Source organism: Bacteroides caecigallinarum, from assembly GCF_021530995.1.
Classification (GTDB): Bacteria; Bacteroidota; Bacteroidia; order Bacteroidales; family Bacteroidaceae; genus Phocaeicola; species Phocaeicola faecigallinarum.
In genome coordinates this window covers 1-19,442 of the sequence record NZ_JADYTF010000072.1, presented here as the reverse complement: position 1 = coordinate 19,442, position 19,442 = coordinate 1, and the positions used below count along the sequence as shown (strand labels likewise).

Sequence of the window (19,442 nt, the reverse complement as noted above, 5' to 3'; positions counted from 1 at the left end):
ATCACATACTTATACTATCTATTCCTATAATGAAATAAGAGCAAAAAATCATCCTTATCATAAGCACTGAGTATCAACATATTGCGCATTAGCCACTAAAAATAATTATAAAAAAGTTCAGAAATATTTTGCAATTATAAAAATAAGTCATACCTTTGCACTCGCAATCGGGAAATAACGATAGCAAAACAGGATTGATTCGCTAGCTCAGCAGGTAGAGCACAACACTTTTAATGTTGGGGTCTTGGGTTCGAGCCCCAAGCGGATCACTCAAACAAAAAGCAAAACAATGAAAACCGCTGATAATCAATCATTATCAGCGGTTTTTCTTTTTATCCATACTGCAAATTGAAGCAGAATACCGCATCTTACTGGAGGTGAAATAGGTGGACTTAATTTCCACATAAAAACAAGTCCACCTAATTGGATTATATTTCACTGATTCTCTGCGTTTTGCATAAAACAAACTCTTTTCAAAACATGTATTTTTACACCATCAAAAAAAGAAGAGTATGGCAATGCAAAGAAACTATTTTACGGTATTGTTTTTCCTGAAGAAATCAAAGCTGCTTAAAAATGGAGAAGCACCAATCTGTATGCGTATCACAATAAACGGAAAACGTGCAGAGGTACAAATCAAGCGAAGTATAGATGTTACAAAATGGAATACGCAAAAAGAATGCGCGATTGGCAGGGAAAAGAAGTATCAAGAAATAAACCACTATCTTGATACGATAAGAACTAAAATCCTTCAAATTCACCGTGAACTTGAGCAGGACGGTAAACCTATTACAGCAGATATTATAAAAAATATCTATTATGGAGAACACTCTACTCCCAAAATGCTGCTTGAAGTATTCCAGGAACACAATTCGGAATATCGGGAATTAATGAACAAGGAATATGCCGAAGGTACTGTACTTCGATACGAACGTACAGCAAGATATTTGAAGGAGTTTATCAGTGAACAGTATAAACTGGCTGATATTCCATTAAAATCAATCAACTATGAATTTATAACCAAATTCGAACATTTCATTAAAATACAGAAAAACTGTGCGCAAAATGCGACAGTGAAATATCTGAAGAATTTAAAGAAAATCATCAAAACTGCATTGATAAAGAAGTGGATAACTGATGATCCGTTTGCAGAAATACACTTCAAACAGACCAAGTGTAACCGTGAATTCTTAAACGAAATGGAACTTCGCAAAATCATCAATAAAGATTTTGATATTCAACGATTACAAACCGTAAGGGACATATTCATCTTCTGTTGCTTCACCGGTTTGGCTTTCACAGACGTAAAGAATCTGAAAAAGGAACACCTTGTACAGGCTGATAATGGTGAATGGTGGATAAGAAAAGCAAGGGAAAAGACCGATAATATGTGCGACATTCCATTGTTGGATATACCAAGACTTATTTTAGAGAAATATCAATCAAATCCAATCTGCAATGAAAAAGGATTATTACTTCCTGTTCCCAGCAACCAACGAATGAACAGTTATTTGAAAGAAATAGCTGATGTATGTGGTATTCAGAAGAATCTTTCCACACATATTGCAAGACATACATTTGCATCACTGGCTATTGCAAATAAGGTTTCCTTGGAATCCATTGCCAAAATGTTAGGACATACGGACATTCGTACAACTCGTATTTATGCCAAAATAATGAATTCTACCATTGCCAATGAAATGAAAGTACTGCAAAACAAGTTCGCAATATAATTTTCAACCATTATTTCATTTCTTACAGCAAATATCGCCCTTTGCCACTGACTGTGCAAGGCGGCCCTGTCGGGCTGGTTGGCTGGAAAAAAATCATCCTCGCTTCGCTCCGGTATTTTTTTCCGCCAAGCCTTGCACCGGTCATTGGCAAAGAACAGCCGGGCCAGTAAGAAATTGAAATACTGGCTCCACGGAGCCGGTCATGTCTAATTTAAATAAAAGAATATGACTGAAGAAGTTGGAAAGAAGGTATGTGAAGGTACAGTAGCAGACCTCATGAAGGACAAGACCGGAAAACAGACGGTTATCACGTTGACAAGAAAGAATGCTTACCGAGTGAAGAAAATCAGAGAACAAGGGACGGATGACGAAGCCGTCCTTTTTCATTTCCGTAAACGCTGTACGGGAATGGGCTCCTATGTACACACCATCGAAACGGCAGACGGGGAAACAGAACTGCATCCAAATGAATTTGAAAAATGGGAAGCTGTGGAATTCCTGTATCCCGGCTATCTGGAAGACCTGCTTGATGCTGCATACAACGCATACAGATGGAGTTCCTTCGAACCTGAAGCAAGGGCGGAAACAGACATCATGCAATATGAAAAACAACTTGTAGAGGATCTGAAACTGATTCCGGAAGAAAAGCAGAACGAGTATGTCAGTGCATACCATAGCAAGTTCTCTGCCTTGCTGGGCAGTCTCTCACGATGTGCCAGTCCGATGGTGACAGGGCCTGCCAAATTCAACTGTCAGCGCAACAACAAGGCCTTGGACGCATACCAGAACAGATTTGATGAATTTCATGACTGGCGTAACCGCTTCAAGGCTGCCATGGAAAGGATGAAAGAGGCTGCCAAACCGGAAGAACAGAAGCAGGAAGAGGCATGGAACCGCCTGAAGCGTGACATTGCAAGCAGCGCACAGACCATTCATGATATTGATACCGGTAAAGCAAGAGGATACAGCCGTGCCTTGTTTGTCAGCAGTATCCTTAATAAGGTAAGCACCTATGCAGGAAAAGGAGAAGTGGAAATCGTACAGAAAGCGGTGGACTTCATTACAGACTTCAATGCGCAATGCAAAAAACCGGTTATCACTCCGCGGAACCGTTTCTTCCAACTGCCGGAAATGGCACGCCAGGCCAGACTGAAACTTCAGGAAATCAGAGAACGGGAAAACCGTGAACTGAAATTTGAAGGCGGAACGCTGGTATGGAACTATGAGGCAGACCGCCTGCAAATCCTATTTGACAGTATTCCGGATGACCAGAGGCGCAAGGAGCTGAAATCATACGGTTTCAAATGGTCGCCGAGATACCAGGCATGGCAACGGCAACTTACACAGAATGCCGTATATGCAGTCAAAAGAGTGTTGAACCTTCAAAACCTATAAGACATGAAAGACCGATTGAAATATGTAATCGATTCCCGCTACTTCGACGGAACATGCCTGACAAGTATGAGTGACGGATTCCATAATGACTATGGTGGGGAAACAATCGAAGAACTGCGCATACGGGAAAACAATCCCTATCTGAAAGCAGTAACACCTTCTGATATAGACAAGAAGCTGCGGCTATACAATCAGTCCCTGTCCGAACCGTTCAAGGAAATCACCGAAGAAGACTACTATGAGCTGCTGGATGTACTGCCACCCTTGCGCATGAGACAAAACTCGTTCTTTGTGGGAGAACCGTATTACGGAAATATGTACTCTTTCTGCTTTACCCGTCAAGGAAGATATTTTAAGGGCCTGCGCTCCGTACTTACTCCGCAATCCGAACTGGACAATCAGATAGACCGTCACATGGAAATCATCAACCGGAAAGCCGTGATCTCAAAAGAGGAAACAAGCAAAACAATCAGCGGAACCAGACTCATTCCCTATTATTTTTCACTGGACGGAAAACAGTCCGTATTCATCTGCAACCTTGTCATCCAATCAGATTCCAGACAAGCAAGGACGGACATGGCGAATACCCTGAAAAGTCTTCGCCGGAACCATTATCAGTTCTATAAAGGAAAAGGACATTACGAAACTCCGGACGAACTGATAGACCATGTATCAGGAAAGAAGCTCACCCTTGTTTCCGACGGACATTTCTTTCAATATCCTCCCGGCAGGGAATCTGCAACTTTCATCGGACACATCAAGGAGACATCAGAGGAATTTCTTTTCCGGATCTATGACCGTGAATATTTCCTGTATCTCCTTAAAAGACTGAGGACCGTGAAAAAGGAATCGGCACAGGGACAAATAAATATCAAATCATAACATTCGGGGGAATGCGGTAGAATGACTGCCGTATTCCCTCATAAAAACAATACAAGTATGAACAAATCAAACACTCTATACTGGAAAACAGCCACAGATCCGGCTGAGCGCATTGAGGTCAGACTCGTCCTTAACAGTTATATCGACAATGACAATCTGTATGTAGGACTTGAATCCCGGTCTAAGGAGAATCCGGAATGCTGGGAATCCTACACGGACATCACCGTCAACCTCAATTCCCTTCCCCCGTTCCATGCTTATGTGGACAGCCGGGACTGCAACAGACACGTACATGATTTCCTGACCAGTAACAGAATAGCGGAGCCTGCCGGATTTGAATATCAGGGATTCAGAATGTTCCGCTTCAATCCTGACAGGTTGAAGGAACTCGCACCCGAACAGTTCAAGACAATCAGCGCCAAACTGCCACCACAGGATGACATGATAAAGGACATCATCTATCAGGAAAGACGTTTCCCTTTGAGAACTGTTCAAGACATTCACGGAATATATCTTGTTTCAAGCAAGGAACTGGAAGAATCTCTGATCAAAGGAGTACGGAACCTGGATGCTGCGGCATATGAACTGCTGGATGGCATCTGCCTGTTCTGCTCCACACAGGAACTGCGCTATCTTACGGATGCAGAACTGATAGAAACAATCTACGCACAATAAAAAGGAGGAACAAATATGAAAACCGGAGACATTGTATTTCTGAGACGTCCCTATAAGGGATACCGTGCCGTCGAACTGATGGAAAGACTGGAATGCCGCTGGCTGGTCAGGATTGTCGAGAGCGGTCTTGAACTGGAGGTATATGAAGATGAACTTATATCAGAATTTTAATACGGATAAAGTGTTATGGAAAAATATCAGTTTGCATTCCATTCGGAAATAATCGGCTATACCTCACCCCATATCGGCGAGGTCAGAAAAGCCATACACAGAAAAGTGGAAAAGGAAAAGTCTGCCGCCATAAAGAATGATATTGAGCTGCACATGTACAAGGTGCATGATGGCATACCGGTTCTACTTAACACCTGCTACCTGTATGATGAAAAAGGATGTATGGTACACGGAAGTATCAAGGGAACCAAGGATTATCTGCTTGAGACATGGAGATACCATACAAACAGACATTCCAAAGGTTTCAGTTCCACAAGAATCAGGCCCTGCACGACAAGCAGGGCTTTTTCGTTTGTATAACTCTTAAAATCAGGAATCATGAACCAGACATTGCAACTTACAGACTATATTCCACAGTATGTAAGCCTCTACTACGTGGACTACCGGGATGACCTTGATGAGCATGAAGACATCCAGGAGGAATGCATCCGTTCCAACAATATGGAAAAACTCTATGAAAAGGCATACGAATGGTATGAGGAACAGGAAAGCTCAAACATGCACGACTATCTGGAGGAGACAAGAAAGAACATGGAAGCGGACAATTTAGCCGGAGAGTTTGAAGAGCATGAAGATGAAATCAGGGAACTTATCTACGACCGGAACGATTCCGACCCGGTAAAGGACCTGATACGCAACTCGTCCGTCACTAATTTCTTCTATTCGCTCGGAGTGGAAATCAGCGGATATCTGACCGGTTGTTCACTGCGGGGAGAATCAGTCGCCATGGCCTGCCATAAGGTACGCCGCGCACTGCATCTGAAAAAGGGGCAGTTTGACGAGAAGATTGAAGAACTGGTAGAGAATGCCACATACGGCGGAGAACTGCGCATCTACTTCAACGCCATGTTTGACAGGCTCATCAGCAAAGATCCTGAGAACGATTTCAAGAGCATCCGTTTCCACGGGAATGTAGTGGTGGCCATTGCCGACAGCCGGAACGGTTCCGGACATCATGTACGGATTCCGCTGGACATCACATTTCCTTTCCGAAGGGAGAACCTGTTTGTCGATTCACAGGTACACTATTCCTATGCCAATGAAGTCTGCGGCATGACCAATGACTGGTGCGATTCCACAAAATGGGAAACGGGCATGATACCTTTTACCGGATCTGTCCGAAAAAGCCGGATGGCTGAATACAAGAAACAGGAAGCCGCTTACGAGCAGACATTCCGAAGCGGGAAATGCACCTTCGGTGACATGAACTACAAACGCCATCGTGACGTGCGGTATTCGAATGAATATCCTGCCGGATGCAGATGCCCTCATTGCGGTACTTTCTGGATTGACTGAAAAAACATTTACCAACCAATAAATTCAAACGATATGAAAATCTGCTGTTCACAAGAGCATTACGACAAGGTCGTACAGTATGCAAAATCCATCAATGACAAGACACTGGAAAACTGTCTTGAACGTCTAAAACAATGGGAGAAGAACGAGAACCATCCATGCGAAATCGAACTCTATTACGACCATGCGCCGTATTCGTTCGGATTCTGCGAACGTTATCCGGACGGAAATACAGGCATTGTCGGAGGACTGCTGTATCATGGAAATCCGGACGAGTCCTTTGCCGTCACCATGGAACGTTTCCACGGATGGAGCATACATACCTGACATATATGCGACAGTCTGTATTGGGGAGCCTCATGCAATATGGGGTTCCCTTTTTTTATGCCGCAGACATGATGACAGCATCCTCATTTCTTGCTGCAAAAATAGCTGTTTGCCGCGCAACTCCCGCAAGGCGGCCCTGCCGGGCTGGTTGTCTGGAAAAAAATCATCCTCGCTTCGCTCCGGTATTTTTTTCCGCCAAGCCTTGCAGGGATGCGGGCAAACAGACAACAGGGACAACAAGAAATAAGAATGCCTGTACCTTACAGGCAGACAATGTATAACAATAAATATCAGAAGTCATGATTACAGACCAGAAGACACAGAACAGGCTTCACGCGGATACCGGAACAGAACTGTTCTCCATCAGACAAAGGAAGGAAGCCGTCACAAGGATGCTGGACATTCTGAAAGAAACTCCGGAATACCTGCAGGTTATGAACCATATACCGGCTTATACCATGGATGACGATACGTCAGAATGGTGGAATTCGGAAGAATCGGAAAATTTCATGAACTCACTCCTGGAAGTGATGGAAAGCTATACTCCGGACGGATACAGGTTCGGACCGAAATCCGGCACGGCCGACCTTTACGGCTACTGGGAAAGCAAGACCGGGCGGACAACCCTCTTCCATCTGCTTTTCAGTCTGGAAAGCGGATATGAATGGGGAAAAGGTCTTTCCCATGAGAAAACGGACGCATTCTACAAGGAAATAAAAGAGAAATTTCATGGAGAGGGATTCGACACGGACAGAACAGGCTGTACATCACAGGCCATGTATCTTGTAAAAGGAAAGACACGCCTGTACGTGCATCCGATGGAAATAAGCGGCTACTGTGAAACACTGCATATTCCACAGATTACAGCCATACTGAAAAAAGGAGGCCGTACATTCCGTCTCGTAAAGGATACGATAGCGGAAGAGGTGTATTCCTTCACCGATGAAGAAGAAATGGAATATTACCGTGCCAGATACGGAACGTGCATCCACAGGAATATACTGGATGCCTTCAATAACCGCCGGGCAGGGAAAGAAGACATCCTTTCCATGATGGCATCACGGATAAATGTGGCGACGACATCACATCTTCACGGTATCGGATATGATTCACCGGCATACAGGTTCGTGCATGAGGCATACGACAGACTGGTAAACAACGGAAAGCTGAAGGAGAATATCAGGAAGACAGGTTGCTGCAACATCATAATGGCCATTTCAAATACCAACGCAATATGAGACTGAATTACAATGACATACTGCTTCTGGCAATATGGGAATACAACAGAAGACAGGACGAGGATCTGACCCTGGAACTGTTTCAGGAAACATTCGGACAGGTTCCCGGCGCACATTTCCATGACAAATGGGTGCATTATTACAACAAGAACCTGCTGATGATGGCCGCCTATTTCAGGGGTGAGGAAGAAAACGGCCAGAAATTCTGTGATATGATCACCCGACAGGTTGAACGCTATACACAAAACAGGAGGAGAACAGGATGAATACAAAGATACGATATGACCTTGACAGTCTTGAACTGGCAAACGGTGACTTCGGATATCCCATTACAGAAAAGGAAGTACGGAAAGTGAACCGTATGCTGGAACTGATGGAGAATGTCCGAAACAGGCAGATGTGCCCGACAGAAGGAGACTGCGTGGAATTTGTCTCACGTTCTGGTGACTATTTCGGAAAAGCTCATATAGAACGGATAACAGGAAAATATGCGGATATATGCCTGATACCGGAAACGGTATTCTGTTTCGATGACATGGGAAAAGCCGCCTATGATACCACCGGAAGTCCCTGGACGCAGGTAAATATCCGGAACATGAAACCCGCAGGTACTGAAATCCGCATATTCAGGACATGGGGATTCGGGAAGCGCAGCAATACGGGCAGTCTCAGGTTCGATGCTCCGGTCAGGAAATGGGAATACAGAGAACCGAATCCGTTGTATGACGGTTACACCACCCGTAACTGGTTCCGCTATCATATCATGAAACACCGGGACAGGGAAAGGACAGGCGAATACACCTTCCGCAGCGATTCATTCACGCTGTACAGCCGGAGCGAGCTGGACGAGCTGGCCGCAATCCTGAAAGGCAGACTCTACAAGGGAATCCTGCCTGACTCTCTTGTACTTTGGGGGTACCGCATGGATATTAAGGAAATATCACGTGAGCAGTGGAACGGTATGGGACAGCACGGACAAATCCGCATGAAATTCATGGGATACGGTCCCGTCAGAATCCACACGGACAATGAAAACCATACCGTAACAGTATACAGAATCAACGACAGTATATAACCAATTATAAAATTAAGGAATATGGCACGATATGAAATCTCCAACGAAATCAGGCCGCTCGACAGGCTCATCACAGGCTTTGCCTCATCATGCGGCTATGAAATACAGACCGTATTCAACGACCTGCTGCGTTTCATAATCCACGGCTTCTCTCCTGGAGCACCGCCAATAAGCAACTGGAAATACAAGCGTCAGCAAAACGCCTCGTTCATGGAAATGACAGCCGAATGGACACGTATCATGCAGAAACAAATCGGCAGGTCGGGCTGGTTCGACGCTTTCGGTGAACTCCACATGGCTTACTGCTCAAAACCGGGACAGCAGGCAAACGGACAGTTCTTCACGCCGTCACATATCTGTGAACTCATGGTCATGTGCGCGGCAGGTAAAAAAGAGACCGGACAGAGGATGGGAGACCCCACATGCGGCAGCGGAAGACTCCTGCTGGCATACCATGCGCACAATCCGGGGAACTATCTGGTCGGAGAAGACATCAGCCGGACCTGCTGCATGATGACCGTATGCAACATGCTCGTCCACGGATGTGTCGGGGAAGTGATCTGTCATGACAGTCTCCAGCCGAAGGCATTCACCGACGGATGGAAAGTCAACCAGGCTCTGCCCTTGACGGGAATACCTTCTATAAGACGCATGAAGGAAGAGGAATACAGGAATCCTCTTCCGGAAAATATCGGACGCTTCAAAGAGGCAGTCCGTATCATCAACCTATTGGACAAATAATTACCAACCATTTAAAAATATAATTATGGGAGCTTTAGCAACATTGAACAATCAGAGACAGTTTGATTTCCAGAACAACGGAATCGAAGTAATGGACCTTGAAACACTACAGCGTACCTACAAGGAGAACGACATCTACGGCAATCCGGTAAGGGGAATCTACCACTACCAGGTCATCCAGCGCATGACGGACATCTGCCGCCGTCACAACCTGAACTACGAGGTGGAGGAAATCTTCGCCGCCCAGAACAAGAACCGGACACAGCCCGGAGTGGTCATCTTGCCGCAGGTGGAACAGACCTATGGAGAGAAGGCGGTAGAAGCACATGTACTGCGCAGAATATTCACCACCATCCGTATTCTGAACGGAGATACCGACGAACTGACAACCACACTCGTGGTAGCCTACCATCAGGACGGTATCCAGGCGGCAATAGGTCCCTGTGTACGTATCTGCCACAACCAGTGTATCCTTTCACCCGAACGAAGCGTTGCCAACTACGGCAAGGACAAGGTGACTACCGAGGAACTGTTCGGGAAGGTGGATGACTGGATGCGGAATTTTGAGCGTGACATGGATGCGGACAGAAGCCGAATCCAAAGGCTCAAGGAGAAGGTACTGACACCCGGTGAGTTGTACATGATCATAGGTATGCTGACAGCTCTGCGTGTATCCCATGACAGCGCAGACAAGAGACTGGCATCACAGGTGGACACCTATCCGCTTAACCAGGGACAGATTTCCGTGTTTACGGAAGAACTGCTCAAACTCTCACTTGAACAGCCACTTATTACAGCGTGGGATGTCTACAATGTAGCGACAGAAATCTATAAACCGGGAAAGACTGATTTTCCTGCCATGATTCCACAAAATGGAGCAATGGCCGATTTCCTGCTTTCATATAACCAGAATTAAAACCTGAAACCGAATACGACAGGCCCGGTTCCGTCACCAGCGGAATCGGGCTTTGTCATTTATCAACCCGAATAATCAGATAAGATATGGCAGCAAGTAACAGAATAAAGGCTGAAATGTATATCCTTTTCAGCTGCAACGCATGGCACGAATACAGTTCATTCGAGCCAAAGGCGGTCTTCTCTTCCATAGAAAAGGCAGCAGACTTCCTGCAAAAGAACAGAAGAAAACTGAAACTGGAGGAAGATGACATCGAATGTTTCAGACAGCACAGTCAGACTCAGGGCAGAAATACCAATTACCTGGTACAGTCCTGTCCCTACAATCCAGTCCGCGCAAGAGACTTGGAATGACAAAGAATCCCATTCATAAACAATCATATAAAAATATACGACTATGACAAATGATGAAAACACTTACATCGGAATGTCCCTGCCGGAAGGAATACGGTACATCACCGTTTTTAAAAAAGGGGATTTTGAAAACTGCGGAAGAATACTCAGGACATTCTACCGTACGGAAGACAGGGTGAGAAAACTGCTCGCTTTGGGAAACCTGCTCCATCTGGGAGGCAGCCTCTCATCAAATGAAAACAAGACAAGTTGTTGGCCTTTGAATAATGGGAATCCCATTCACGAAGCAAAGGAAATATCCGGCAAGGAAAAGTTCTTCCTGCTCGGTGACTGGACTTACCTGTATGAAAATGGCAGATGGTTTCTGGGCTATGAAGGAAAAATCTATGAAATCAGCAATCCTGAATTTTCTGTCTTTGTTCCCGACAAGGACCATACGCCTTCCCCTCTGGACAAAGGACTTTCCTTTGCCGTAATCGGCGAAACGGGAAAACTGGAATTCACTCCGGAAATTGTCAACGGATGGGATACCTGGAAAAGCCTTCCCAAAAGAGTCAGTGAAAAAGGGAAAACGGTATATGTATTCCGCAAAACACAACTTATAAAAGTCATCAAACCTAAAAAACTGGAATCATGAAAGAAATCAATATGACAAAGGCTATATCATGTATGCCGGACAAATTCATCACAATGGAAATGGTTGAACTGGCCGCAGCCGAACACCGTCCGGAACTGGTCAACTATCTGCCGGAGAAATATATTACTTCTGAAATACTTGACAGTATCTTCAAAACAGATGATTACGGATGGCGTTCCTGGCAGCTTTCGAAGATACCTGAAGAAAAACGTAACCGCCAGATTTGTCTAAGGGCAATAAAGGCCGAAAAGAGTAATTTTCCTGACATACCGGAAAAATACAGGAACAGTGACATACTTGAATCGCTGTTCGCACACAGGAATTTCATGTACTACCTGCATCTGATACCTTCATCCTCATGGAACAACGGAACAGTCCGTGATGCAATATACTCCCTTTACCGTGACGTACAGCAAAACGGAGGTTACCGGTACTGTTCAGAGAGGTATGAACAGCAGTTCTTATATGAAACAAGCGTCATGCTTTCTTTCGTTCCGCGACAAGCCAAGGATTTCAGACTTTGGAAAGAACTGATCCATGACGGACGTATCGCAACCATGACTATCGACAAAATGATGCCTAAATGTTTCAAACAGGCAGCATACTACAAGGAATGGGCCATACGCTGTATCAAGGAAGTGGATACACGCTGGCTTGACTATGACACCGTATGGAAGGCCATCTGTCACAAGACAGGCAACCTGCATGGCATTTTCGATTCATACGGACATTACGAGTGGTTCTCCAAACATGCGGATGATGCCATGGCTGACAAAGCAATGGAGCTGGAACCTAACCTGTTTAACAAACTTCCCAGACGGTTCCGGACACCGGAAAGACTTATTCATACACTTGAAGTAAAAAGAGAAATCAACAGTTACAACTTCATTCTTGAACCGAACCTGATGACGAAAGAGGTTTGTATGGCACTGGCCAGAAGGGATTCGTTCTACCCTGATATTCCATCGGAACGCTGGACCAGGGAACTTGTGGAATATTTCACCGAATACGGCCATAGTCTGCGCTGGCTCCCTCAACTGCCGAAGAAACTACAGACCAGAAAACTTGCCGAGAAGGTTCTGAAGGAGAAGCCTCAATACTTCCATTATCTGCGGATGGAATTCATCACACCTGAAATGTCCAGGTTGTTATGTCAAAAAGACCAGGATAATATCCGGTATTTCAAGGAACGGGTCATGGAATTCCAAAAATATACAGGGCTTCCAGCCGAATTCTATGGATGTGAAACGGATTTCGAGCATATCAGGGACCGTGATGACAGCCGCCGATACTGCCGTATAGGACTCGCTTACATCGCCTTACAAAAATGTAAACGCGGATGGCATGAAAGTGAATATTATCTTATCATGACACGCCATCCCAACCGATATATGCCTGCCAAGACAGTGTTCAGAAAACAGATTACTACATTCCACCGGACATGGCTGGAAAAGACAATATGTGACAACGACCCGCAATTCCGGATTCCGAAGATTCAAAAGGATTTGAAAGATGTACAAGCCATGCGGTATTATGAGGTGGAACATATCCGTACTATACTGGGTTGCGAAATATTCCGCAACTCTTTCATGGGGCAGACAGTGGAATACTGTATCCGCAAGGACGGGCTGACCTACCATGACAGGAACATGGAAAGGCTCGCCTCCGGCCTGCAATACAAGATCCGTCAATTGAAGGAGCAGGCTGTACTCCCCAAAGGAACAGATGACTCTATGGAAATCAATGCAGAAACGGTACACCGCAATATGGGGTATTGTCTGATTGGAATAGAAGCCTTTGCGGAAGACTACGGACTGGACATAGCCCGGACCTATACCCTGAAAGAGCTGAAGGACGTTATCCATGAACAGGGATACAAGCCTTCACTGGAGAAATACAAAAAAGAAGTCCAACATCTAAATCTTATCTGAATATGAATATTTTCCAAAAAAGAATTGAAAACCTGTGCGATGAAATCATCGGCAGGATACTTGCACTGATGCAGGCAAACTCGGTTTCCGAAGTAATACTTAAAGACAATGACAATCCGGTTTACGTAATCTGGTTTGACAAGACCGGTGATCCGTGCGAATGCTCCGTACACAAGGTAACTGCCGTCGGAGAAGGAATCACACTTGAAGTCCATGATAAGATAACCGGAGAAAATTACAAGGTCACAAGCCGCCATGAGGCGGCTTTGGCCAATCCGGTGTGGCTTAACGAGATACTGGAAGCCATGACTAACATCTTTCAGATAAAAAATACAGGACTGGAAGAGAATGTTATATGTTGCAAATGTGGAGGAAATCATGTAGTCTGCAATGCCTTCATCAATCCGAATACAAAACAGTTCTATAATTATGATGATGAGTCATTCCTATATGGATGGTGTGAGAAATGTGACAATTATACCATTCTCTGCGACATAGAAGCTGTAAAAAAAGATATGGAAAACGGTTTTAAGGAATTTGTCGAAACATACGGGAGGAAACCTGAACTTGCAGAATGCGAAATTATATGGAAAGACAGTCTTAACACAGAAGACGTAAACATCGCCCTCACGGATATACCTGAAGAATATGATAATACAATATTTTTCTACTGTAAAAGCCTCTCTGATTTGAAATCACTGGCTGACTATGGAAAAGAGGATTTCATAGTAACGGGTTGTATCAACTTCACAGACTTGAGAAATAAAACATAAAATCTTTTTTATTTTCCAAAAGTTGCCTGATATGTAAACTTTATATATATTTGCGTCATGAAACAGGAACGGACCATATCAGCCTACAAGAATTATTTTATGGACTTTATCTCATCTCTCAGAAAAGAGGAAGCCCGTAAGATATACTACATTCTTGATATGCTGAAAGTACAGGAAAGGGTAAGCAGCAAGTTCGTAAAGTATCTGCGTGAAGAGCTCTATGAAATCCGTGCTGAATATGGAGGCAATATCTTCAGGGTATTCTTCATATTTGATGACGGGAACATCGTAATCCTGTTCAACGGATTTCAGAAAAAGACACAGAAGACACCGCCTTCTGAAATAGAAAAAGCATTAAAGATAAAGGAGGAGTATTATGAAAGCAAGAAATGAAAACCTGACCAGCATCGATGCTATCATGGATGCGGAATTCGGCAAGCCGGGAACACCTGAACGTGAGGAGTTCCGTAAGGAGGCATACGCCTACTGCATGGGACAGATTATATGTGATGCCAGAAAGAAGGAAAAGATGACCCAGTCCGAACTGGCTGAAAAAATCGGAACCAACAAGTCCTATATCTCCAGAATAGAAAAAGGTATTGTAGATCCGGGTATCAGTACGTTCTGCCGTATCATTGATGCACTCGGATTGAAGATTGAAATTGTCAAACCGGTATTATAATGGAAAATTATCAGGAAAAAGCCAGAGAAAACTTTTACCGCAACCGTCCATACGGCATTCACATTGATTATGCCCGAAAAGGATTTGTACTGTTCAATCACTATACAAATAGTCTCGGCAAACAGGAAACCGGTTCTATTGAAGGCCTTCCCCTTGAAAAGTTCGAGGATGTGGACGCGATACCATTGAACGGGAAAATTATAAAAAATGGTAACCAGACAACAGACATCTATTTCTATACAGACGATTCAAATCCTTACAAAAACATGAAGCTGGATATGGATGCTCTGAAACAGTATAATCGGTTCATTTATCCCCTGTCACTTTTTTTAGACAGGATATTATAACAAGACAGCCGTGAATCATGATAAATTCACGGCTGTTTTGTTTTCTATGGCATAAACAGTAATCTGTATTCTTCTTTTCTTCTCCTTTCTATTGACGGAATTTTCTTTCCCTTATAGTGACAATATCGTATGAAATCCGCATAAATGTCTCGGTTACCGGCTTCCAGTTTCCTTATCAACGTGCTTTTGGGCATCCTGCCATAACCGAGTAACCTATATGGTCCCACCTGGTATGCCAGACATGCAACCAAAAGTTATCCAAACCCCAGCATTATCCTAAAAATATAGTTTTTTATTCTGTAAATCATTCTGTTATAGGATGAATAGGTTTGGATAATACATTCCTATATCTTTGCTAATGGCACTAAAGCCAATAGGAAGAATATGAATATAGCACAGTTAAAATTAAGCCAGAAGAAGTTACTGGACAACCTCGTTTCCCGTGGTTATGACATTCAGTACATCAAAGGAGTAAAATTTGTTTTAAGACTTCTTTTTGAACATGAAGGATGTTTTCATTCGTATGAACAGTTTGCAGAAAAGTTTATCCGTACAAGGGGATATACAAAAGCGACATTGGATCTTAGGATGATGCATTTACGTACTATCCAAGCATATGATGAATTTGGGCACTACCCGGACAAGAAGTCCTTTGTTCCGTTATGCTATCCTTCCAGGTATAATATGCTTAACCCCAGTTTTCGGAAAGTTATAGACATTTATCGGAAGCGTGCCGCAGAACATAAAAAGAAGTCCACAGTAAAAATGGAAACCGATGCCGTTACAATGTTCCTTTTTGAGATGCAAAAGTTCCACGTCTCTTCATTGGATGAAATCAAAGAAGAACATGTTTTGTCCTTTTTCCTTAAAGAAGAACAGCAAAAGCGTTCAAGGACATATTGCGGTCACATAGCGTCAGCCCTTAAAGAGTTGGGGGATTTATACGACATGAAAAAAGTATTAGGTTATTTCCCTGATTTGAAATATGAAAGGAAAAACTTCAACTATCTTAAGGATGATGAAATCAATGTGATAAAAAATGCTTTGTCAGACTCTAACAATATTTTGACTTTCAGGGAAAAAGCTATAGTTTCATTGGCTTTATATACTGGCATAAGAGGATGTGACATTGCCAACTTGAAATTGACAGACATAGATTGGAAGAAGGAACGAGTCAGCTTCGTCCAGGAAAAGACTGGTAATCCGATAGTGTTGCCCCTTCTTCCCCATGTTGGAAACTCATTGTTTGATTACATACGGAATGAACGGGACAATGAGGCCGGATCCGTGTATCTGTTTCCCAACAAGAAGAATACGACAGAAAGGTTGGAGAACAAAAGTATCGGCACCATTGTCAATACAGTCTTTGAGAAACTAAACCTTAGAAAAGGTGAATCCGGGCGTGGAGTCAGCGTATTTCGGCACAACCTCGCCTCTAAATTACTTGGTAAAGGTACCGAGATTAGGGTCATCAGCCATATTTTAGGACATATCTGTTCTTCATCTATAGTCCCATATATAGATGCTGACATCCCTCATCTGAGAGAATGCGGAATCAATATTGAATGTTATCCAATAAGAAAGGAGTTGTTCGAATGAAAACAGATTCACATCTACCCCAATTTGCAGATTTGATGTCTGAATATGTCAATTTCATCTCCGGTATCGGAAAATGTGACTATATAACCCGCATATACCTGAACTCTTTCGCCAAGTACTGTATGAATCATGGCGGAGTGCTGTCGGATGATATTATCTCCGGATGGGCATCAAGGACAGATAAGGAAAGCTATTATACAAACCGTAACAGATGCATTATTTTGAGGCGCTTCATCCGTTATATCCGGTCGAAATATGGGGCACCGTTCAAATTGCCATCATATCCTCCGGATATAAAATACACACCTAAGCCAAAGCGTATTCCTGTTTCAGAACAGCCATACTCTTATTCCGCAATATCCCATATAGTCAAGAAATATGAACTTTACAAAAGAGCTTCTGGGAAATTCAGTAGGCGGACAATGGACAAGATTCGCCGTTTCAATGACTTCTGCGCTCAAAATTATCCGTCAGCCGAAGTTCTTACAGAAGAAATTGTCCTTGATTATTGCAAGAAGAAAAAAACGGAATCCGCAAAGTCATGCAATAACAGAATTGTAGGTGTCAGAGGATTTCTGAAATATGCGAATAGCCGTGGTTTTGTAAATATTCCTCTTCCATCCACCATTCCAAGAGTCAATGTCACATCATTCGAACCACATCCGTTTACTCCAGAAGAGCTTGCAAGATTCTTTAATGAAGCGGACAATCTCGAACCTCCAATAAATTGCCGTGACATGAGGGCTGCGCTTATGAAAGTGGAAGTTCCGGTCTTTTTCCGACTTTTGTACAGTACAGGGATGCGTACAACAGAAGCCCGTCTGCTCAGAGTAGAAGACGTAGACTTGCAATCCGGTGTTATAAATATAAGATACACAAAGAGCATAGATGAACATCGGGTTGCCTTGCACGAATCCATGTGGTCGCTATTGCAGATGTATAATGTCAAAATGGAAAATCTCATGCCCGGAAGAAAGACATTCTTTCCTAACGAGTATGACAAACCATATTCCGGAGAATGGGTAACGGCAAGTTTTAAGAAAGTATGGAAGAAAGTCAGTACGGCACACGCAAGAGCATATGATTTTCGCAGTCACTATGCGGTCGTGAACATAAACGGTTGGGATCACTGCGGCATTGAATGGATGGACAAACTCTTATATCTCAGCCGTTCCATGGGACACCGTTACATTCAAAACACATTATATTATTACAGGCTTGTACCGCTGTTTGCACACCAGTTGGAAAATCTGACAGGATGTGGGTATGAAGAACTTTTGCCTGATTTAAACGACTATTTTGAATATGAAGACTAAAGCAGAACATTCAATTATCGCCGATGCCATCCATGAGTGGCATACGGTCTATCTTCCGTGTATAAGGAATCTGAGCCATAACGCTTTAAAATCATACGGAGAGGGAATGGGAATCTATATAGACTTCCTTGAATCCTCAAAAGGAGTCACATCAAATACACTTTGTGGGGAATGCTTCCGTAAGGACTGGATTGAAGAATGGATTGCGTGGCTGAAAGAAGTAAGAAAATGCAGCCCGCAAACATGCAATCATCGCCTCTCCATATTGAAAAATTTCCTCCGTTTCCTTGCGCACAAGAAAATCCAATTCATAAAATATGATTGTGATGCCGCTGAAATAAAAAGAATGCAGCAACCTAAAAAACAAGTGGAAGTAATCACAAAAGATACAATCAAACGGATTTTTGCAAGCATCAATACACGTACATTGATAGGTAAGAGGGATTTTGCCTTGTTCAATCTTCTATATAGTACCGGAACAAGAATAGATGAAATATTATCATTGAGGCTGTCGGCACTGCACCTGGATGAAACGAAAGGTTACATTCTTGTTTTGGGTAAAGGGAATAAACAACGTACCATTTATTTGTTGAACAGCATGGTAAGAATACTGAGACATTATGTGAAGTTGTTCCATCCGGCAAATCCGTTACCTTCTGATTTTGTATTTTTCCCCATATATGGCCATGCAAACAAAAAAATCACTTCAGAAGCGATTAGCAAGCGGTTGAAAATGTATGTTAGGATTGCGTCTCAGGGGCTACTTGAAATTCCTGTAGATTTTCATTGCCATAGTTTTCGGCATGCACGGGCTACCCATTGGTTGGAAGACGGTGTAAACTTGGCGCAGATACAAAAACTATTGGGGCATGAGAGCATTGAAACGACAATGAAATACGTAGGAGTTTCATCAGAACAAATGATACAAGCTTTATGCTCTATGGAAGACAATCTGACTTTAGGCGTTGAAAAGAAATATAAGAAAATCAGAAATAAAGATTCATTAGCAACAGTTCTTGGATTGAGATAATACTTAGTAATAAATGAGTGACTGTTCTTGAATAATGGAACAATCACTCTTTATTATCTGCTACCAAAATATAACAATTTACTGATATTCAATATAGTAAAGAGTCAAGTTGGGATAATATTTTGGTTTGGATAACTGCTCCTGGGTACATTAGCTTATAATGTGGGACCGTTCCGGCTCTTGGGCAGCGGAAAGATACCCAAAAGCAAGCTGATCCGAAAGCTGGAAGCCGGTGACAGGGACATCTATAAGGAGTATATATCCT

Annotated in this window: 25 protein-coding genes, 1 tRNA gene and 1 pseudogene; 25 read left to right on the top strand and 2 right to left on the bottom strand. The window is 43.3% G+C overall.

What is annotated here, in order from left to right:
* The first annotated feature begins 196 nt into the window (after nucleotides 1-196).
* The 22 genes from I6E24_RS10500 to I6E24_RS10395 all read left to right on the top strand — a co-directional run bounded on the left by I6E24_RS10500 (nucleotide 197) and on the right by I6E24_RS10395 (nucleotide 15,232).
* Nucleotides 197-269, top strand: a tRNA-Lys gene (locus I6E24_RS10500).
* Nucleotides 270-512: 243 nt separating this feature from the next.
* Nucleotides 513-1,733, top strand: coding sequence for a site-specific integrase (locus I6E24_RS10495; protein ID WP_004326283.1), 1,221 nt, complete (start codon nucleotides 513-515; stop codon nucleotides 1,731-1,733).
* Between the two features lie 225 nt (nucleotides 1,734-1,958).
* Nucleotides 1,959-3,128: a hypothetical protein gene (locus I6E24_RS10490; RefSeq protein WP_004326284.1), complete on the top strand. Its 1,170-nt coding sequence runs from the start codon at nucleotides 1,959-1,961 to the stop codon at nucleotides 3,126-3,128.
* 3 nt (nucleotides 3,129-3,131) lie between these two features.
* Nucleotides 3,132-4,010, top strand: a complete 879-nt coding sequence (locus I6E24_RS10485; RefSeq protein ID WP_235328489.1) for a hypothetical protein — start codon at nucleotides 3,132-3,134, stop codon at nucleotides 4,008-4,010.
* A 57-nt stretch (nucleotides 4,011-4,067) separates the two neighbouring features.
* A complete protein-coding gene (locus I6E24_RS10480) occupies nucleotides 4,068-4,685 on the top strand; it encodes a DUF4313 domain-containing protein (RefSeq protein WP_235328487.1) in 618 nt (205 codons plus the stop codon).
* Nucleotides 4,686-4,700: 15 nt separating this feature from the next.
* The gene (locus I6E24_RS10475; protein ID WP_004326287.1) at nucleotides 4,701-4,856 is read left to right on the top strand and encodes a hypothetical protein; all 156 of its coding nucleotides are present in this window, start codon (nucleotides 4,701-4,703) and stop codon (nucleotides 4,854-4,856) included.
* A gap of 15 nt (nucleotides 4,857-4,871) precedes the next feature.
* Nucleotides 4,872-5,216 carry a hypothetical protein gene (locus I6E24_RS10470; RefSeq protein ID WP_009121407.1) on the top strand — a complete coding sequence of 115 codons (345 nt, stop codon included), beginning with the start codon at nucleotides 4,872-4,874 and terminating at the stop codon, nucleotides 5,214-5,216.
* 18 nt (nucleotides 5,217-5,234) lie between these two features.
* On the top strand, nucleotides 5,235-6,212 hold the full coding sequence (locus I6E24_RS10465; protein ID WP_118356528.1) for a hypothetical protein: 978 nt from the start codon (nucleotides 5,235-5,237) through the stop codon (nucleotides 6,210-6,212).
* A gap of 33 nt (nucleotides 6,213-6,245) precedes the next feature.
* Nucleotides 6,246-6,539: a DUF4120 family protein gene (locus I6E24_RS10460; RefSeq protein ID WP_046404753.1), complete on the top strand. Its 294-nt coding sequence runs from the start codon at nucleotides 6,246-6,248 to the stop codon at nucleotides 6,537-6,539.
* The gene (locus I6E24_RS10455; RefSeq protein WP_154577308.1) at nucleotides 6,521-6,820 is read left to right on the top strand and encodes a hypothetical protein; all 300 of its coding nucleotides are present in this window, start codon (nucleotides 6,521-6,523) and stop codon (nucleotides 6,818-6,820) included. The genes I6E24_RS10460 and I6E24_RS10455 overlap by 19 nt, the downstream gene beginning before the upstream one ends.
* 18 nt (nucleotides 6,821-6,838) lie before the next feature.
* The gene (locus tag I6E24_RS10450; protein ID WP_235328485.1) at nucleotides 6,839-7,777 is read left to right on the top strand and encodes a hypothetical protein; all 939 of its coding nucleotides are present in this window, start codon (nucleotides 6,839-6,841) and stop codon (nucleotides 7,775-7,777) included.
* The gene (locus I6E24_RS10445) at nucleotides 7,774-8,043 is read left to right on the top strand and encodes a hypothetical protein (RefSeq protein WP_004294953.1); all 270 of its coding nucleotides are present in this window, start codon (nucleotides 7,774-7,776) and stop codon (nucleotides 8,041-8,043) included. Before I6E24_RS10450 ends, I6E24_RS10445 begins: the two co-directional genes overlap by 4 nt.
* Nucleotides 8,040-8,852, top strand: coding sequence for a DUF4121 family protein (locus tag I6E24_RS10440; RefSeq protein WP_087397471.1), 813 nt, complete (start codon nucleotides 8,040-8,042; stop codon nucleotides 8,850-8,852). The genes I6E24_RS10445 and I6E24_RS10440 overlap by 4 nt, the downstream gene beginning before the upstream one ends.
* Before the next feature lie 21 nt (nucleotides 8,853-8,873).
* On the top strand, nucleotides 8,874-9,593 hold the full coding sequence (locus I6E24_RS10435) for an N-6 DNA methylase (RefSeq protein WP_087397473.1): 720 nt from the start codon (nucleotides 8,874-8,876) through the stop codon (nucleotides 9,591-9,593).
* A gap of 25 nt (nucleotides 9,594-9,618) precedes the next feature.
* Nucleotides 9,619-10,509 (top strand): DUF932 domain-containing protein, encoded by an 891-nt coding sequence (locus I6E24_RS10430; RefSeq protein ID WP_118356574.1) that lies wholly within the window; start codon nucleotides 9,619-9,621, stop codon nucleotides 10,507-10,509.
* Nucleotides 10,510-10,595: 86 nt separating this feature from the next.
* Nucleotides 10,596-10,862 (top strand): hypothetical protein, encoded by a 267-nt coding sequence (locus I6E24_RS10425; RefSeq protein WP_022052945.1) that lies wholly within the window; start codon nucleotides 10,596-10,598, stop codon nucleotides 10,860-10,862.
* Between the two features lie 43 nt (nucleotides 10,863-10,905).
* Entirely contained in the window at nucleotides 10,906-11,499 is a 594-nt protein-coding gene (locus I6E24_RS10420; protein WP_118356572.1) for a hypothetical protein, read from the top strand.
* Nucleotides 11,496-13,430, top strand: a complete 1,935-nt coding sequence (locus I6E24_RS10415; protein WP_118356570.1) for a hypothetical protein — start codon at nucleotides 11,496-11,498, stop codon at nucleotides 13,428-13,430. The genes I6E24_RS10420 and I6E24_RS10415 overlap by 4 nt, the downstream gene beginning before the upstream one ends.
* Nucleotides 13,431-13,432: 2 nt before the next feature.
* Entirely contained in the window at nucleotides 13,433-14,203 is a 771-nt protein-coding gene (locus I6E24_RS10410; protein ID WP_235328483.1) for a hypothetical protein, read from the top strand.
* Nucleotides 14,204-14,260: 57 nt separating this feature from the next.
* Nucleotides 14,261-14,596, top strand: a complete 336-nt coding sequence (locus I6E24_RS10405) for a type II toxin-antitoxin system RelE/ParE family toxin (protein WP_007560861.1) — start codon at nucleotides 14,261-14,263, stop codon at nucleotides 14,594-14,596.
* Nucleotides 14,580-14,885, top strand: a complete 306-nt coding sequence (locus I6E24_RS10400) for a helix-turn-helix domain-containing protein (protein ID WP_004326306.1) — start codon at nucleotides 14,580-14,582, stop codon at nucleotides 14,883-14,885. Before I6E24_RS10405 ends, I6E24_RS10400 begins: the two co-directional genes overlap by 17 nt.
* Nucleotides 14,885-15,232: a hypothetical protein gene (locus tag I6E24_RS10395; protein ID WP_007560866.1), complete on the top strand. Its 348-nt coding sequence runs from the start codon at nucleotides 14,885-14,887 to the stop codon at nucleotides 15,230-15,232. Before I6E24_RS10400 ends, I6E24_RS10395 begins: the two co-directional genes overlap by 1 nt.
* 44 nt (nucleotides 15,233-15,276) lie before the next feature.
* Here I6E24_RS10395 and I6E24_RS10390 read toward each other — a convergent pair.
* Nucleotides 15,277-15,486: pseudogene (locus I6E24_RS10390) on the bottom strand (glycoside hydrolase family protein); the annotation flags it as partial.
* Nucleotides 15,487-15,616: 130 nt separating this feature from the next.
* Between I6E24_RS10390 and I6E24_RS10385 the strand changes: the two are divergent.
* Genes I6E24_RS10385 through I6E24_RS10375 form a run of 3 tightly spaced genes read left to right on the top strand, consistent with a single transcriptional unit; the run spans nucleotide 15,617 to nucleotide 19,177 of the window.
* Nucleotides 15,617-16,831 (top strand): tyrosine-type recombinase/integrase, encoded by a 1,215-nt coding sequence (locus tag I6E24_RS10385; RefSeq protein WP_005642464.1) that lies wholly within the window; start codon nucleotides 15,617-15,619, stop codon nucleotides 16,829-16,831.
* Complete coding sequence (locus I6E24_RS10380; RefSeq protein ID WP_005642462.1) at nucleotides 16,828-18,147, top strand: tyrosine-type recombinase/integrase; 1,320 nt, start codon at nucleotides 16,828-16,830, stop codon at nucleotides 18,145-18,147. The genes I6E24_RS10385 and I6E24_RS10380 overlap by 4 nt, the downstream gene beginning before the upstream one ends.
* The gene (locus I6E24_RS10375) at nucleotides 18,137-19,177 is read left to right on the top strand and encodes a tyrosine-type recombinase/integrase (protein WP_005642461.1); all 1,041 of its coding nucleotides are present in this window, start codon (nucleotides 18,137-18,139) and stop codon (nucleotides 19,175-19,177) included. Before I6E24_RS10380 ends, I6E24_RS10375 begins: the two co-directional genes overlap by 11 nt.
* Nucleotides 19,178-19,265: 88 nt before the next feature.
* Here I6E24_RS10375 and I6E24_RS17495 read toward each other — a convergent pair whose 3' ends face one another.
* Nucleotides 19,266-19,439 carry a Com family DNA-binding transcriptional regulator gene (locus tag I6E24_RS17495; protein ID WP_394800395.1) on the bottom strand — a complete coding sequence of 58 codons (174 nt, stop codon included), beginning with the start codon at nucleotides 19,437-19,439 and terminating at the stop codon, nucleotides 19,266-19,268.
* Nucleotides 19,440-19,442: the final 3 nt, after the last annotated feature.

Coding starts and splice junctions, on each gene's coding strand:
- I6E24_RS10410 (WP_235328483.1), top strand. CDS start 13,433: ATGAATATTTTCCAAAAAAGAATTGAAAACCTGTGCGATGAAATCATC.
- I6E24_RS10460 (WP_046404753.1), top strand. CDS start 6,246: ATGAAAATCTGCTGTTCACAAGAGCATTACGACAAGGTCGTACAGTAT.
- I6E24_RS10430 (WP_118356574.1), top strand. CDS start 9,619: ATGGGAGCTTTAGCAACATTGAACAATCAGAGACAGTTTGATTTCCAG.
- I6E24_RS10450 (WP_235328485.1), top strand. CDS start 6,839: ATGATTACAGACCAGAAGACACAGAACAGGCTTCACGCGGATACCGGA.
- I6E24_RS10470 (WP_009121407.1), top strand. CDS start 4,872: ATGGAAAAATATCAGTTTGCATTCCATTCGGAAATAATCGGCTATACC.
- I6E24_RS10455 (WP_154577308.1), top strand. CDS start 6,521: ATGGAGCATACATACCTGACATATATGCGACAGTCTGTATTGGGGAGC.
- I6E24_RS10445 (WP_004294953.1), top strand. CDS start 7,774: ATGAGACTGAATTACAATGACATACTGCTTCTGGCAATATGGGAATAC.
- I6E24_RS10415 (WP_118356570.1), top strand. CDS start 11,496: ATGAAAGAAATCAATATGACAAAGGCTATATCATGTATGCCGGACAAA.
- I6E24_RS10385 (WP_005642464.1), top strand. CDS start 15,617: ATGAATATAGCACAGTTAAAATTAAGCCAGAAGAAGTTACTGGACAAC.
- I6E24_RS10480 (WP_235328487.1), top strand. CDS start 4,068: ATGAACAAATCAAACACTCTATACTGGAAAACAGCCACAGATCCGGCT.
- I6E24_RS10420 (WP_118356572.1), top strand. CDS start 10,906: ATGACAAATGATGAAAACACTTACATCGGAATGTCCCTGCCGGAAGGA.
- I6E24_RS10380 (WP_005642462.1), top strand. CDS start 16,828: ATGAAAACAGATTCACATCTACCCCAATTTGCAGATTTGATGTCTGAA.
- I6E24_RS10435 (WP_087397473.1), top strand. CDS start 8,874: ATGGCACGATATGAAATCTCCAACGAAATCAGGCCGCTCGACAGGCTC.
- I6E24_RS10395 (WP_007560866.1), top strand. CDS start 14,885: ATGGAAAATTATCAGGAAAAAGCCAGAGAAAACTTTTACCGCAACCGT.
- I6E24_RS10425 (WP_022052945.1), top strand. CDS start 10,596: ATGGCAGCAAGTAACAGAATAAAGGCTGAAATGTATATCCTTTTCAGC.
- I6E24_RS10495 (WP_004326283.1), top strand. CDS start 513: ATGGCAATGCAAAGAAACTATTTTACGGTATTGTTTTTCCTGAAGAAA.
- I6E24_RS10485 (WP_235328489.1), top strand. CDS start 3,132: ATGAAAGACCGATTGAAATATGTAATCGATTCCCGCTACTTCGACGGA.
- I6E24_RS10375 (WP_005642461.1), top strand. CDS start 18,137: ATGAAGACTAAAGCAGAACATTCAATTATCGCCGATGCCATCCATGAG.
- I6E24_RS10405 (WP_007560861.1), top strand. CDS start 14,261: ATGAAACAGGAACGGACCATATCAGCCTACAAGAATTATTTTATGGAC.
- I6E24_RS10440 (WP_087397471.1), top strand. CDS start 8,040: ATGAATACAAAGATACGATATGACCTTGACAGTCTTGAACTGGCAAAC.
- I6E24_RS10465 (WP_118356528.1), top strand. CDS start 5,235: ATGAACCAGACATTGCAACTTACAGACTATATTCCACAGTATGTAAGC.
- I6E24_RS10475 (WP_004326287.1), top strand. CDS start 4,701: ATGAAAACCGGAGACATTGTATTTCTGAGACGTCCCTATAAGGGATAC.
- I6E24_RS10490 (WP_004326284.1), top strand. CDS start 1,959: ATGACTGAAGAAGTTGGAAAGAAGGTATGTGAAGGTACAGTAGCAGAC.
- I6E24_RS10400 (WP_004326306.1), top strand. CDS start 14,580: ATGAAAGCAAGAAATGAAAACCTGACCAGCATCGATGCTATCATGGAT.